This window comes from Nitratireductor arenosus (genome assembly GCF_009742725.1).
Lineage (GTDB): Bacteria > Pseudomonadota > Alphaproteobacteria > Rhizobiales > Rhizobiaceae > Mangrovimarina > Mangrovimarina arenosa.
Window position 1 is genome coordinate 607,182 of the sequence record NZ_WPHG01000003.1, and the last position, 13,072, is coordinate 620,253.

Here is a 13,072-nt window from a genome sequence, read left to right on the forward strand (position 1 = left end):
CGCCGGCCGCAAACCGGGCGTGCCGGGTCGAGGGGACAACGGAGTCGAGCACGTCCTTGCGAGGGAGGGGAGAGTGCAGCAGCACCTTGAAAGGGGCCGGCGCGTGCTGCCCGCCGTGCCGGAAGGGTTGAAGACACCGCGCGCGCGGCTGGCGTGGCGGCCGCCGTGGCACGAAGCCGCGCGGCTGCTCGCCGGCATGGCGGCGTTGAACGGCTGGAGCGGATTGCTGCGTCGGCTTCGGATAACCGAGGACGACGCGCTGCGGCTTGCCGCGCGCGCCAACGCCAACGGAACCGAATTGCTTGACGAATTATACGTCGCCGGCGTGTTGCCCGAAGACGCGCTCTATCGCACGTTGGCGGCCGAGATCGGCCTCCGATTCGAGCCCGCCGTGCAACCCCGGACGCTGATCCTGCGCGACGCCGAATTGCGCATGCTGCTTGCCCGGCCTCGCGGGCAGCTTCACGTGCGAACCGACGCAGGCGGCCTGTCACGGGTGCTGCTGTCGTCGACGACCCTCAATCCTGGCCAGGCACATCGTCGCTTTGCCGATCGTGCTGAGCTTGTCAGCCGCCTGCGGCTGGTCGCGCCGGGCACCTTGCGTGCCGCGCTGCTGCATCTGGCGCGCCGGCTTTTGCTGGGCGAGGCGCTGCGCGGCCTGTTCGCAAGCCGGCCGGAATTTTCCGCCCGCCAGGGCGCGACTTCCTGGCAGGGGCTGATGCTTGGCCTGCTGCTGGTCGGCGCGCCGGTGGCCTATGCTTTGGCACCGCGGGCCACGACATGGTCCGCTTTCGCGGTCATCACCACCGTCTTTCTCATGTGCGTCGGGCTTCGGCTGGCGGCGTTAAGGGAGGCGGGGCCCGCCAATCCGCGGCTACCTGCACTAGCGAACGCGCGCTCTCTGCCGGTCTACACCATCCTGGTCGCCTTGCATTCGGAAGCCGAGGTCATCGACGATCTCTTCCGGGCGCTCGCCCGGATCGTCTGGCCGCGCAGCAAGCTGGAGATCAAGTTCGTCTGCGAGGCCGATGATGCGCTCACACTTGCAGCCATCGCTCGCCAACGGCTGAGACCGTGGATGGAGATCATCCAGGTCCCGCCCTGCGAGCCGCGCACCAAGCCGAAAGCGCTGGCCTACGCGCTGCCGGCGGTCGGCGGCGAGTTTGTCGCGCTCTACGACGCCGAGGACCGTCCGCATCCCATGCAATTGCTCGAAGCCTGGCATCGCTTCCACGAGGGCGACGACCGTCTGGCCTGCGTCCAGGCACCCCTCGTGGTGGCCAATGCCGCAGCGGGTGCGCTCCCGCGCATGTTCCGGATGGAGTATGCGCTGCATTTCAACGCGATTCTGCCGTGGCTTTCGCGGCGCGGGCTTTGCTTCCCGCTCGGCGGCACGTCCAACCATTTTCGCAGGCGCGCTTTGGTCGGGATCGGCAGCTGGGATCCCTACAATGTCACCGAGGACGCGGACCTTGGAACCCGCTTTGCCCGGTTCGGCTATCGCTGCGAGACGATCGCCTGTCCGACTTTGGAAGATGCTCCCGACGAGGTCAGGGTATGGCTTTGCCAGCGCACGCGCTGGTTCAAGGGCTGGATACAGACCTGGTTCGTTCACATGCGCAGGCCGGCGCGGCTTTATCGCGAACTCGGGCCGGGTTCCTTCATCGCCGTGCAGGTCATGTTCGCTGGCATGATCGCCTCGGCGCTCGCGCATCCCGTCCTGCTGGCGAGCGTCGTGCATCTCGGCACGAAGTTGACCCTGACCGGAGCGCTCGATCGTGGGGACGCGGCCCTGCTGACGCTCGCACTCATCAACATGGCGCTCGGATACGGGTCTTTCCTGGTTCTGGGTTTCCGTAGCCTCGACAAACCCGACCGTCGCGGCTTTTGGAAGAACGCCGCGCTAACGCCAGCCTATTGGCTGCTGATGTCGATTGCCGCGTTGCGCGCCTGCTGGCAGATTTGCTGGTGGCCGCATTATTGGGAAAAGACGCCGCACAAGCGTCATGCCGTACCCGATGCGCCGGCACGCAGCCCGCATACCCGCTTCCGTCGCCCATCGAGACCTTCACGGCCGGCCGCCTCGCGTGTCAGCTGCCGATGATGGCGGGTCCGGCACAGACGATCCTGTCGTCCTGTTCGCCGATCAGGCCGTCGTCGCGCCCGTCATAAGGCAGGGACGACAGGATGTGGCGGATCGCCGCCAGCCTTGCGCGCCGCTTGTCGTTGGTCTTCAGCACGGTCCAGGGCGCGTGCGCGGTGTGCGTCCGTTTCATCATCGTGTCACGGCGCCGCGTATAGTCGTCCCACAGGCCCATGCCGGCAATGTCGATCGGGGAGAACTTCCAGATCTTCAACGGGTCGTGGCGCCGGTCGTGAAACCGCTTGAGCTGCATCTCCTGGCCGATATTCAGCCAGAATTTGAAGAAATGAATGCCTTCATTGACGACCATGCGTTCAAAAGAGGGCGTTTCGCCGAGAAATTTCTCGGTTTGCGCAGGTGTGCAGAAACCCATCACCGGTTCCACGACCGCACGGTTGTACCAGGATCGGTCGAATGTGACGAACTCGCCCGCGGTCGGAAAGTGTTCGACATAGCGCTGATAGTACCACTGGCCGCGCTCGACCTCCGTTGGTTTCGGCAGCGCCACATTGCGCGCGACACGCGGGTTCATGTACTGGCGAATGACGAATATGGTGCCGCCCTTGCCCGCCGCGTCCCGCCCTTCGAAAAGCGACATGACGCGATGGCCGCTGGCCTGCAGCCAATATTGCAGCTTGACCAGCTCGATCTGCAGCCGTTCGAGTCGGTCCTCGTAGGCCTTCTTGTCCATCTTGTCGGCATAGGGATAGCCGCCGGAGGCCATGTCGTTGTCCTTGATCCAGTCCGGCAGCTTGGGATCGTTGATGTCGAACACGCGTTCCTTGCCGTCGATGGTAAGCTTGATTGGCTCCGCGTTCAGCTCCGGATGCGCGAGGTCGGCCTTGGACATTGATTTTTCTCCGAATTACGGTCGCGGCTATGCTATTGGGCGCCCCGGCAGGCGTCCAGTGCAGCGGTCCGGTTCCCAGCGTCCCGTGCACTGGTCGCAAAAAGATGGGGCGTGGTAGGCTCGATGGCGTTTGATGGTCCGACACCTGGATGGGCACGGCGCGGCGCGGCCAGTCTGGCGCGGGCGAAATGGCTCGTTGCGACCGCTTTGGCGGCCATCGCCGGCCTGGCCTGGCTCGGGGGTCTCGACTGGCCGGTCATCGGGCTTGCGATGGGCGCGGTCCTGGTCGCGGCAGCGGTCGGGCCCGGCGAGCGCGAAGCGGAGCGGGTTTCCGGCGGCGCGGCGGCGCCGGCCTCGACCGGGCTTCGGGCTTATCCGGCCGAATATATCGCCGCAGCCATCCCCGATCCGATGGCGATGATCGACCAGGCAGGCGCGATCGTCTACGTCAACGATGCCGCCCGCGCCGCGTTCGGCGACTTCCGCGCCGGCACGCTGATCCAATTGCGGTTCCGCACGCCCGAATTCCAGACCTTTCTGAGCGGGCTTCGTGACGGCGCTGCCGAACCGCATGTCACCGACTATGCCGAGCGCGTTCCCATCGAGCGCTGGTTCCGCATCGTCGGACGGCCGATCGGCCATGGCACCAATCTTTTCGTCCTGGTTTTCAAGGACCAGAGCGAGACCCGGCGGATCGACCGGATGCGCTCCGATTTCATCGCCAATGCCAGCCACGAGTTGCGCACTCCGCTCGCCTCCGTCGCCGGGTTCATCGAGACCCTGCGCGGTCCTGCCCGCAACGACGCCAAAGCCCGCGATCATTTCCTCCAGATCATGCAGGACCAGACTGCGCGCATGGCCCGGCTGATCGACGATCTGCTGTCGCTGTCGCGTCTGGAGATGAAGACCTATGCCGCGCCGTCGAAGGCGGTCGATCTGCACCAGGTGATCGACCGCGTCGTCAACGCGATGAGCCAACTGGCCGCCGAGGTGGGCGTGACGATCGTCAAGCAGATACCGACCGCGCCGGTCGAAATTCTCGGTCAGCCGGACGAGTTGATCCAAGTGTTCGAGAATCTGGTGGAAAACGCCTGCAAATATGGCCAGTCCGGCGGCAAAGTGTTGGTTTTGCTGGATGCGGGCAAGGGCGAAGCCGCCGCCGGCCCCAGCGTCACGGTCAGGGATTTCGGCCCCGGCATTCCCGAAGAGCATATCCCGCGATTGACCGAGCGGTTCTACCGGATCGACGCCGAAACCAGCCGGGCACAGAAGGGAACGGGGCTGGGCCTGGCCATCGTCAAGCATATCCTGACCCGCTACGACGCACGCCTGACGATACGCTCGTGGCCGGGCGAGGGGGCCGCCTTCACGGTTCAGTTCCCGGCGCGCTAAGCCGTTTGGCGTGTTCTTTTTTAGGTCACGCGCATGGAGTACAGAAGACCGAGCTTGCGCCTTGGAGTGGCCCGCGATGACGTCAGACCACATCATGAACGCCTACGACCAGGAGCTGAAATTCTTGGCCAACAGGATCGCCTTCATGGGCGGCCATGCCGAACGCATGGTGGATCAGGCCATCCAGGCCCTGGTGGCCGCCAATGTCGATCTGGCACGCAAGGTCGTTGCTGACGACATGGCGCTGGACGAGGCCCAGCGCGACGTCGATGACAAAGCCGTCATCATCATTGCCCGGCGCCAGCCCATGGCCGACGATCTGCGCGAAATCATCGGTGCGATCAGAATTTCCTCCGACCTTGAGCGTGTCGGCGATCTTGGCAAGAACATCGCCAAACGCGTCGTGTCGCTGAGCGACGCCGCACAGCCGATCCAACTCTTTCGCGGGCTCGAGGCGCTGGCGCAGCTTGCGCTCACCCAGTTGAAGGAAGTCCTCGACGCCTACGCCACGCGATCGGTCGCCCGTATCGGCCAGGTGCGCGACCGCGACGACGACATCGACGCCATGTACACCTCGCTGTTTCGCGAACTGCTCACCTATATGATGGAGGATCCGCGCAACATCGCCTCATGCACCCATCTGCTGTTCTGCGCCAAGAATATCGAGCGGATCGGCGATCACGCGACCAACATCGCCGAAACCGTCTACCATATCGTGACCGGCGATCTGATGCCGGCCGAGCGTCCCAAGGAAGACAAGAGCCACAAGGTCGTCATCTAAAGGGGAAAGGCTCCGCAGGCGAAATAGCGCCGTCGCTTGCAAGTCGCATCCGTTGCTCCGATTGAAACGCCGACAGCCCCGCAAGGCGCGGGGCTCGTATACGAGTGGTCTGGCGACTGTCGTTGTGGCGCTCGCTCAGCGCTGGCGCCGGCGCTCGGAGGCCGGCTGGAAGGCCAGGCGGGCATGGTAGGTGCAGTAGGGGCCGCTTTCAGCCGATTCATTGCCGCAGAAATGGAAATCCTCATGTAGCGGATCCCCGTTTGGCCATTTGCAGGTCCGCTCCGTCAGATCGGCCAGCGACAGGCGGCGCGAGATCGGCACCACCACATTCTCGGACGGCCGCAGCGCCGGACGCGGGGCGGCGTCGGCATCAAGAGCGGTGTTGAGCGCGTTGGCGCCCACTGTCTGTGGCAGGATGCGTCCGCCGGAGGTGCGTGGCACCGGCTTGCCGGTGGCGCCGGAATGCGCGGTCTTCTTCGGCCGGCTCGGCGCGGCGGACGCGCGGCCGCGGCTGGAAAGCTTCAGGCGATGAACCTTGCCGATCACGGCGTTGCGGCTCACGCCGCCCAACTGGGCCGCGATTTGGCTCGCGCTCAAGCCTTCCGCCCATAGCTTCTTGAGCAGCTCGACCCTTTCATCCGTCCAGTTCATCCGCATATGCTCCTGGTGCATTCGGGTGGCGGAATCGGAATCGCTCCCCGTCCTGGCAAGCGCCAGGAGGACACGAGATGTACCCGGTGAGATTGTCCGCCGCACGAAATATAGTTTTTTCTTGCGCTCAAACTACAATAGGGGCCGACTCCGTGACAAGAGTCGCGCCGGTTCGCTGAATCCTATTTTTCGGTTTTCCCCAACTTGCCATCGCCGGGCCCCGCCGGACGTGGGTCCGGCTTCCGCCTTCGACATGGCCGCGACATTGACTTTGGCGACAAAAAAACCGATATGCTGACGACGCGGCCGCCCGGAGGGCGGCTTTTTGATTTGGTGGCCGCAGCCGGTATTTGCAAGGCCTTGCGGCCGATCCGAAACGCGGAACGGAGCGTGCGCTCATGAGTGGTTCAGCGCTGTACGAAACTTTTGCACGGGCCCCGCTCGCCTTCGAACGTGGCGAAGGCAGCTGGCTGATCACGGCGGATGGCGAGCGCTTCCTCGACTTCGCCGCCGGCATCGCGGTCAATTCGCTCGGTCACTCGCATCCGCACCTGGTCGCCGCCCTTGGCGAGCAGGCCGGCAAGCTGTGGCACGTCTCCAATCTCTACGAGATCCCCGGCCAGAGCCGGCTTGGCGAACGACTGGTGAAAAACACCTTCGCCGACAAGGTGTTTTTCACCAATTCCGGCGCCGAAGCCCTAGAATGCGCGATCAAGACGGCGCGGCGTTATCATTATGTCGCCGGCCGGCCGGAGCGCAATCGCATCATCACCGTGGAAGGCGCCTTTCACGGCCGCACGCTGGCCACGATCGCGGCCGGCGGCCAGAAAAAATATCTGGAAGGTTTCGGTCCGAATGTCGAAGGTTTCGACCAGGTGCCTTTCGGCGACCTCAAGGCCCTGAAAAACGCGATCACGCCGGCCACGGCCGCCATCCTCGTCGAGCCGGTCCAGGGCGAGGGCGGTATTCGCGCCGTTCCCAACGACATGCTGAAGGCGATCCGCGGACTGTGCGACGAGCACGGCATCCTGCTCATTCTGGACGAGGTCCAATGCGGCGTCGGGCGTACCGGACGCCTTTTCGCCCATGAATGGGCCGGCATCGAGCCCGACATCATGGCGATCGCCAAGGGCATCGGCGGCGGGTTTCCGCTCGGCGCATGCCTGGCAACGGACGACGCCGCAACGGGCATGACGACCGGCGTCCACGGCACCACGTTCGGCGGTAATCCGCTGGCGATGGCGGTCGGCAACGCCGTTCTCGACGTCGTTCTGGAGGATGGCTTCCTGGATGAGGTCAACCGCAAATCGCTGCTCCTGCGTCAGGGACTGGCCGAAATCGTCGATGCCTTTCCGGCGGTGTTTGAGGAATTCCGCGGCGCCGGGCTCATTCTGGGGTTGAAGTGCCGCCAGCCCAATGCCGCCGTCACGCTCGCCTTTCGCGATGAAAACTTGCTGACGGTTCCCGGCGGCGACAATGTCGTCAGGCTTCTGCCGCCGCTGACGGTGTCGGACGAGGAAATCCGCGCGGCGCTCGGCCATATGCGCGACGCCGCCGAAAAACTGGTCAAGGTGGCCGTCGATGCCTGAGGTCACGGCCCGCTGCCAGGCCGATGCGCGGCCGCGCCATTTCACCGATCTGTCGGCGCTGCCGCCGGCGACCCTGCGCGTCATTCTCGAGGACGCGAAGTCGCGTAAGGCGGTGCTGAAGTCGGGCGCCCGCGAGCGGCCGTTGGAGGGCAAGGTCATGGCGATGATCTTCGACAAGCCCTCGACCAGGACGCGGGTGTCGTTCGATGTCGGCATGCGCCAGCTCGGCGGCGAAACGATCATGCTGACAGGAACCGAGATGCAGCTCGGCCGCAGCGAGACGATCGCCGATACGGCCAAGGTGCTGTCGCGCTATGTCGACCTGATCATGATCCGCACGACCTCGCACGAGCGCCTGCTGGAAATGTCGGCCAATGCGAGCGTGCCGGTCGTCAACGGTTTGACCGACGAGACCCATCCCTGCCAGATCATGGCTGACGTTCTGACTTTCGAGGAGCATCGCGGCCCGGTCAAGGATCGGCTGTTTGCCTGGACCGGCGACGGCAACAATGTGCTTCATTCGCTGGTCGAGGCGGCCGCCCGCTTCCAGTTCGCACTCAACATCGCCGTCCCCGAAGGTTCGGAACCGGAGCCGGCCTATGTCGCCTGGGCCCGCGGTGAGGGCGCCAGGATCACGTTCCACGACAAGGCCGAGGACGCCGTACGCGACGCCGATTGCGTCATGACCGACACTTGGGTGTCGATGGGCCAGGAACATCGCGCCCGCGGACACAATGTCTTCGTGCCCTACCAGGTCAACGAAGCGCTGATGAAACACGCCAAGCCCGACGCGTTGTTTATGCATTGCTTGCCCGCTCATCGCGGCGAGGAAGTGACCGACGCCGTCATCGACGGGCCGAACTCGGTCGTGTTCGACGAGGCGGAAAACCGGCTGCACGCGCAAAAGGCAGTACTCGCCTGGTGTCTGGCGGGGACGGGCGCCGGTGACTGAACAGCTGAAGCTCGGTGATTTCGGCCATGCCGGTGACGACGTCATCGTGCCGTTTCAGGTCGAGGCGCTGGACGTGCGCGGCCGGGCGGTTCAGTTGGGGCCCGCCCTCGACGCCATGCTCGACAGGCACGACTATCCCGAGCCCGTGGCCCGGCTGCTGGCCGAGTGTCTAGTGCTGACCGCGCTCTTGGGCAGTTCGCTCAAATTCGACGGCAAGCTCATCCTGCAGACCCAGTCCGACGGACCGGTCGACATGCTGGTTGCCGATTTCGCCGCGCGCGGCTCGATGCGCGCCTATGCCCGTTTCGACGAGGCCAGGCTCGCCCGCGCGCAGAAGGAGGGACACACCACACCCGAGCAATTGCTGGGTACCGGCGTGCTGGCCATGACGATCGACCAGGGCACGCACATGCAGCGTTATCAGGGCGTCGTCCAGCTTGACGGCACCTCGCTGGAGGAGGTCGCGCGCACCTATTTCCGGCAGTCGGAGCAGATCCCTACCGAGGTGCGGTTGTCGGTGGCGCGCCAGCTTTTGCCGGAAGCCGGCGGCGGCAAGTCCTCGTGGCGCGCTGGCGGCATGCTGGCGCAGTTCCTGCCCGACGCGCCCGATCGCATGCGCTTGCCCGACCTGCCGGGCGGCGACGGCGAAACCGCCGCCGCCGAACCCGTGCATCTCGACGACGCCTGGGCCGAACTGCTCGCCCTGTTTTCCACCATTGAACCGGACGAATTGCTGGATCCCACGATCGGGACCGAACGGCTGCTCTATCGTCTGTTCCATGAGCACGGTGTCGTGGTATTTCCCGGGCAGACGGTGGCCGACGACTGTTCGTGTTCGCGCGAGAAGATCAGCGCCATTCTCGACGGTTTTTCCGGCGAGGAAATCGCCGAAAGTGTCGAAGACGGCGAAATCCGCGTCAATTGCGAGTTCTGCTCCAAGGAATACCGATTCGATCCGGCCGAATTCGACGGGGCTGGTGGCGACTGACGGCAGGGGCGTTCACGCTCGTTCAATTCAACGTGCGGCCGTCGTCGGGCAGATCGAGCGAAAAGGCTGGAATGTCGATCTCGAACATGTCGCCGGCCGCGTCGCGCATCGTATAGCGGCCGGCCATGATGCCCGAGGGCGTCGTAAGCGGGCAGCCCGACGTATACTGGAAGCTGTCGCCGGGACCGAGTTCCGGCTGTTCGCCGACGACGCCGGCGCCACGGACCTCCTCGACCCGTCCTTCTCCGTCGGTGATGTGCCAGTAGCGCGACAGAAGCTGTACTTGCGCGTCCGAATTGTTGGCGATGGTGACGCGATAGGCCCAGACATAGCGCGATTGTGACGGGTCGGAGCGCTCGTCGAGATAGAAAGGCTCCACGCGCACCTCTATGTTTCGCGTTGTCGCCTGATACATCATTGAGGCTCCCGAACGTTCATGCACAGAATCCTTGCCGAGCCGGCCCCATGGGTCAAGCCGCGATCGACACACATGCGCCGCGGCGCCTTTTTTCGATCCATGCCGGAAACCGCCCATGCGGCCGGGCGGAGTTTCGGTCGTGCTTGACGGCTGGATCAAGCCGCGTCTCGACCCGGTGCTGGACGAACTTGCCAGGAAACTGGCCGCGACCGGCGTCGGCGCCGACACTGTCACCGTCGTGGCCTGCGCGATCGGGCTGGCGGCGACCGGCGCGATCGCCTTCGGTTATCTCTGGTCCGGGCTGGCGCTGTTGCTGATCAGCCGTCTGGGCGACGGTCTGGACGGGGCCGTGGCGCGGCTCGACGGCAAAACCGATTATGGCGGCTTCCTCGATATCGTGCTCGACTTCGTCTTCTATGGAGCGATCCCGCTGGGCTTCGTGCTGCTCGATCCAGCGGCCAATGCGGTCGCCGGCGCGGTGCTGATTTTCACCTTCTACGTCAACGGCGCGAGTTTTCTGGCGTTCGCCATCATGGCCGAGCGGCGCGGGCTGTCGAGCGACGTGCGCGGCGAAAAATCGATCTTCTTCACCACCGGGCTTGCGGAGGCGACCGAGACGATCCTGCTGTTTACCCTGTTTTGCCTCCTGCCCGGCGGCTTTGCCGCTCTGGCCTATGCCTTCGCCGCGCTGACAGCCTATACGGCGGTCTCGCGCATCGTGCTGGCCAGGCGCAGTTTCTGAACATCGCAGCCTTTGATGGGCGTCACGCCGTGAAAGGCCCGAAAGATCAGGCCGCTTGGGCCAGGGCCCGGTCGAGATCGTCGATCAGGTCGTCGGCGTCTTCGAGCCCGACCGAAAGCCTGACCGTGCCCGGATTGATGCCGAGTTCCAGTCGCGCCGCCTCGGCGAGGTTCTTGTGCGTGGTCGTCGCCGGATGGGTGATCAGGCTCTTGGCGTCGCCGAGATTGTTTGAGATGCGGATCAGATCCAGCCGGTTCTGGAAGGAAAAGGCCGCGCCCTTGCCGCCCTTGACGTCGAAGCAGATCAGGGTCGAGCCGCCCGTCATCTGCCGCGCGATGATCTCGGCCTGCGGGTGGTCGTTGCGGCCCGGATAGACGACGCGTTCGATCGCCGGATGGCAGGCGAGATGACCCGCGATCCGGGCAGCACTTTCCGTCTGCTGGCGTACCCGCAACGGCAGCGTCTCCAGCCCCTTGAGCAGCGTCCAGGCGTTAAACGGCGACAGGCTCGGCCCGGTGTGGCGGAAATAGTCGTGCAACTTTTCGTCGATCCAGGCCTTGTCCGAAAGCACGACGCCGCCCAGACACCGGCCCTGGCCGTCAATATGCTTGGTCGCCGAATAGACGACCACATGCGCGCCGAGCGCGAGCGGCTTTTGCTGCAGCGGCGTGGCGAACACGTTGTCGACAACCAGCAGCGCGCCGCTCTCATTGGCGATCTCGGCGACGGCGGCGATGTCGATCACCTCGAGCGTCGGATTGGTCGGGCTTTCGAGAAAAAACAGCTTGGTGTTGGCGCGCACCGCGCGCTTCCATGCGTCGATGTCGGTTCCGTCGACCAGCGTGGTCTCGATGCCGTATTTCGGCATCAAGGTTTCCACGATCCACCGGCACGAGCCGAACAAGGCGCGCGCGGCCACGACGTGGTCGCCGGCGCAGAGCGAGCACAGCAGCGCCGCCGCCACTGCCGCCATGCCGGAGGCCGTTGCCCTGGCCTCTTCGGCCCCCTCCAACTCGCACATGCGCCGTTCGAACATGTCGACCGTCGGGTTGGCATAACGCGAATAGATGAAGCCGGGCGCCTCGCCCTTGAAGCGCGCTTCGGCCGCCTCGGCGCTGTCGTAGACGAAACCCTGCGTCAAATAGAGCGCCTCGGAGGTTTCGCCGAAGGCGGAACGCTGCGTTCCGCCGTGGACCAGCGCGGTCGCGGGTTTCCAGTTGCGCTTCGTTTCGCTTGTCATGGCTCTGCCTCGAACACAAAAAAACCGGTCGCGGAAAGTCGCGAACCGGCTTGCGTTCGGCCCTTTAGCGACTTGTTTAACGTGGCTGCAAGCCGACCGGCCAAATCACCACGGGATAAGTTTCCAATAAACGGCTGCCGGCCTTGCGTCAACAACTTGCTCCGCTAATGCTCGCCGCGCCCGAAACATGATTGTCGATTGGCCCGGGAGCCGCCGACCTTGCGCAAGACTGGCATTCTGCCCGATCACGAAATCTCGGCCCTGTTCGAGGCCGGTGCGCTGGCCGCACCGGTGCCGCTCGATGCCGACCAGGTCCAGCCGGCGAGCCTCGATCTGCGTCTGGGCGAGAAAGCCTATCGCGTGCGCGCGAGCTTTCTGCCCGGCCCGCGTCATCGCGTCATGGACAAGCTCGACCGGCTGAAACTGCACGAGGTCGACCTGACGGACGGCGCGGTCCTGGAGACGGGCTGCGTCTACATCGTGCCGCTTCTGGAGGGGCTGGAACTGGGCGAGGGCGTTTCGGCGGCCGCCAACCCGAAAAGCTCGACCGGCCGGCTCGACATCTTCACCCGCGTCATGGCCGATTTCGGACCCGAATTCGACAAAATCCCCGCCGGCTACAAGGGCCCGCTCTATCTCGAGGTCAGCCCGCGCACCTTTCCGATCGTCGTGCGCACCGGCTCGCGCCTGTCGCAGATCCGCTTCCGGCGCGGCCGGGCGGCACTCGACGAGGACGCGCTGCTGGCCCTGCATGACGCCGAGACGCTGGTCGCCTCCGACACGCCCAACATTACCGGCGGCGGCATCGCGCTGTCGATCGATCTCGAGGGGGCCGGTGGCGATGGCGGACTGATCGGCTACCGGGCCAAGCATCACACCGCGCTGATCGATGTCGACCAGCGCGCCGCCCACGATGTCGCCGATTTCTGGGAACCGCTCGACATTCGCGACCGGCGCGAACTGATCCTCGATCCCGACGAGTTCTACATTCTGGTCTCGCGCGAGGCCGTCCATGTTCCGCCTGGCTACGCCGCCGAGATGACGCCGTTCGATCCGCTGGTCGGCGAGTTCCGCGTCCACTATGCGGGCTTTTTCGATCCCGGTTTCGGTCACTCGGCCGCTGGCGGCACCGGCAGCCGCGCCGTTCTGGAAGTGCGCAGCCACGAGGTGCCGTTCATCCTCGAGCACGGCCAGGTCGTCGGCCGGCTGGTCTACGAGCACATGGCCTCCGCGCCCGGCGCGCTCTACGGCGCCGATCTCGGCTCGAACTATCAGGCCCAGGGGCTGAAACTGTCGAAGCACTTTCGCTGAGCCGGCGCGGCCCGC

At 65.0% G+C, this 13,072-nt stretch carries 12 protein-coding genes and 1 riboswitch; of the genes, 8 read left to right on the plus strand and 4 right to left on the minus strand.

Annotation, left to right across the window (positions count from 1 at the left end; all coding sequences use genetic code 11):
- Positions 1-73: 73 nt before the first annotated feature.
- Entirely contained in the window at positions 74-2,104 is a 2,031-nt protein-coding gene (locus tag GN330_RS14900; protein WP_343040701.1) for a glycosyltransferase family 2 protein, read from the plus strand.
- Here the strand turns inward: GN330_RS14900 and ppk2 are convergent.
- A complete protein-coding gene (gene ppk2, locus GN330_RS14905; protein WP_156713459.1) occupies positions 2,091-2,993 on the minus strand; it encodes a polyphosphate kinase 2 in 903 nt (300 codons plus the stop codon). The genes GN330_RS14900 and ppk2 overlap by 14 nt on opposite strands.
- Before the next feature lie 123 nt (positions 2,994-3,116).
- Here ppk2 and GN330_RS14910 point away from each other — a divergent pair, with 123 nt between their 5' ends.
- Positions 3,117-4,385 (plus strand): ATP-binding protein, encoded by a 1,269-nt coding sequence (locus tag GN330_RS14910; protein WP_156713460.1) that lies wholly within the window; start codon positions 3,117-3,119, stop codon positions 4,383-4,385.
- Positions 4,386-4,461: 76 nt separating this feature from the next.
- Positions 4,462-5,166 carry a phosphate signaling complex protein PhoU gene (gene phoU / locus GN330_RS14915; protein WP_156713461.1) on the plus strand — a complete coding sequence of 235 codons (705 nt, stop codon included), beginning with the start codon at positions 4,462-4,464 and terminating at the stop codon, positions 5,164-5,166.
- A 135-nt stretch (positions 5,167-5,301) separates the two neighbouring features.
- Here phoU and GN330_RS14920 read toward each other — a convergent pair whose 3' ends face one another.
- Positions 5,302-5,817, minus strand: a complete 516-nt coding sequence (locus GN330_RS14920) for a GcrA family cell cycle regulator (RefSeq protein ID WP_156713462.1) — start codon at positions 5,815-5,817, stop codon at positions 5,302-5,304.
- Between the two features lie 398 nt (positions 5,818-6,215).
- On the opposite strand from GN330_RS14920, the gene GN330_RS14925 reads away from it, so the two are divergent.
- From GN330_RS14925 to GN330_RS14935, 3 genes are read left to right on the plus strand one after another with little or no spacing between them, the layout of a single operon-like run.
- A complete protein-coding gene (locus GN330_RS14925; protein WP_156713463.1) occupies positions 6,216-7,406 on the plus strand; it encodes an aspartate aminotransferase family protein in 1,191 nt (396 codons plus the stop codon).
- The gene (argF, locus tag GN330_RS14930) at positions 7,399-8,358 is read left to right on the plus strand and encodes an ornithine carbamoyltransferase (RefSeq protein ID WP_156713464.1); all 960 of its coding nucleotides are present in this window, start codon (positions 7,399-7,401) and stop codon (positions 8,356-8,358) included. Before GN330_RS14925 ends, argF begins: the two co-directional genes overlap by 8 nt.
- Positions 8,351-9,346 (plus strand): Hsp33 family molecular chaperone, encoded by a 996-nt coding sequence (locus tag GN330_RS14935; RefSeq protein WP_343040702.1) that lies wholly within the window; start codon positions 8,351-8,353, stop codon positions 9,344-9,346. The genes argF and GN330_RS14935 overlap by 8 nt, the downstream gene beginning before the upstream one ends.
- A gap of 22 nt (positions 9,347-9,368) precedes the next feature.
- Here GN330_RS14935 and apaG read toward each other — a convergent pair whose 3' ends face one another.
- Positions 9,369-9,761 carry a Co2+/Mg2+ efflux protein ApaG gene (gene apaG / locus GN330_RS14940; protein ID WP_156713465.1) on the minus strand — a complete coding sequence of 131 codons (393 nt, stop codon included), beginning with the start codon at positions 9,759-9,761 and terminating at the stop codon, positions 9,369-9,371.
- A gap of 142 nt (positions 9,762-9,903) precedes the next feature.
- On the opposite strand from apaG, the gene GN330_RS14945 reads away from it, so the two are divergent.
- Positions 9,904-10,506 (plus strand): CDP-alcohol phosphatidyltransferase family protein, encoded by a 603-nt coding sequence (locus GN330_RS14945; protein WP_343040781.1) that lies wholly within the window; start codon positions 9,904-9,906, stop codon positions 10,504-10,506.
- Positions 10,507-10,552: 46 nt separating this feature from the next.
- On the opposite strand, the gene GN330_RS14950 is transcribed toward GN330_RS14945, so the two are convergent.
- Positions 10,553-11,746: an O-succinylhomoserine sulfhydrylase gene (locus GN330_RS14950; protein WP_156713467.1), complete on the minus strand. Its 1,194-nt coding sequence runs from the start codon at positions 11,744-11,746 to the stop codon at positions 10,553-10,555.
- A 44-nt stretch (positions 11,747-11,790) separates the two neighbouring features.
- Positions 11,791-11,868, minus strand: a riboswitch (SAM riboswitch).
- A gap of 76 nt (positions 11,869-11,944) precedes the next feature.
- Between GN330_RS14950 and GN330_RS14955 the strand changes: the two genes are divergently transcribed.
- Positions 11,945-13,057 carry a 2'-deoxycytidine 5'-triphosphate deaminase gene (locus GN330_RS14955; protein ID WP_425487170.1) on the plus strand — a complete coding sequence of 371 codons (1,113 nt, stop codon included), beginning with the start codon at positions 11,945-11,947 and terminating at the stop codon, positions 13,055-13,057.
- Positions 13,058-13,072 lie beyond the last annotated feature (15 nt).

Bases quoted from the DNA above. Each gene is read 5' to 3' on its own strand.
- apaG (WP_156713465.1), bottom strand. From the start codon at position 9,761: ATGTATCAGGCGACAACGCGAAACATAGAGGTGCGCGTGGAGCCTTTC.
- ppk2 (WP_156713459.1), bottom strand. From the start codon at position 2,993: ATGTCCAAGGCCGACCTCGCGCATCCGGAGCTGAACGCGGAGCCAATC.
- GN330_RS14920 (WP_156713462.1), bottom strand. From the start codon at position 5,817: ATGAACTGGACGGATGAAAGGGTCGAGCTGCTCAAGAAGCTATGGGCG.
- GN330_RS14950 (WP_156713467.1), bottom strand. From the start codon at position 11,746: ATGACAAGCGAAACGAAGCGCAACTGGAAACCCGCGACCGCGCTGGTC.
- GN330_RS14925 (WP_156713463.1), top strand. From the start codon at position 6,216: ATGAGTGGTTCAGCGCTGTACGAAACTTTTGCACGGGCCCCGCTCGCC.
- argF (WP_156713464.1), top strand. From the start codon at position 7,399: ATGCCTGAGGTCACGGCCCGCTGCCAGGCCGATGCGCGGCCGCGCCAT.
- phoU (WP_156713461.1), top strand. From the start codon at position 4,462: ATGACGTCAGACCACATCATGAACGCCTACGACCAGGAGCTGAAATTC.
- GN330_RS14910 (WP_156713460.1), top strand. From the start codon at position 3,117: ATGGCGTTTGATGGTCCGACACCTGGATGGGCACGGCGCGGCGCGGCC.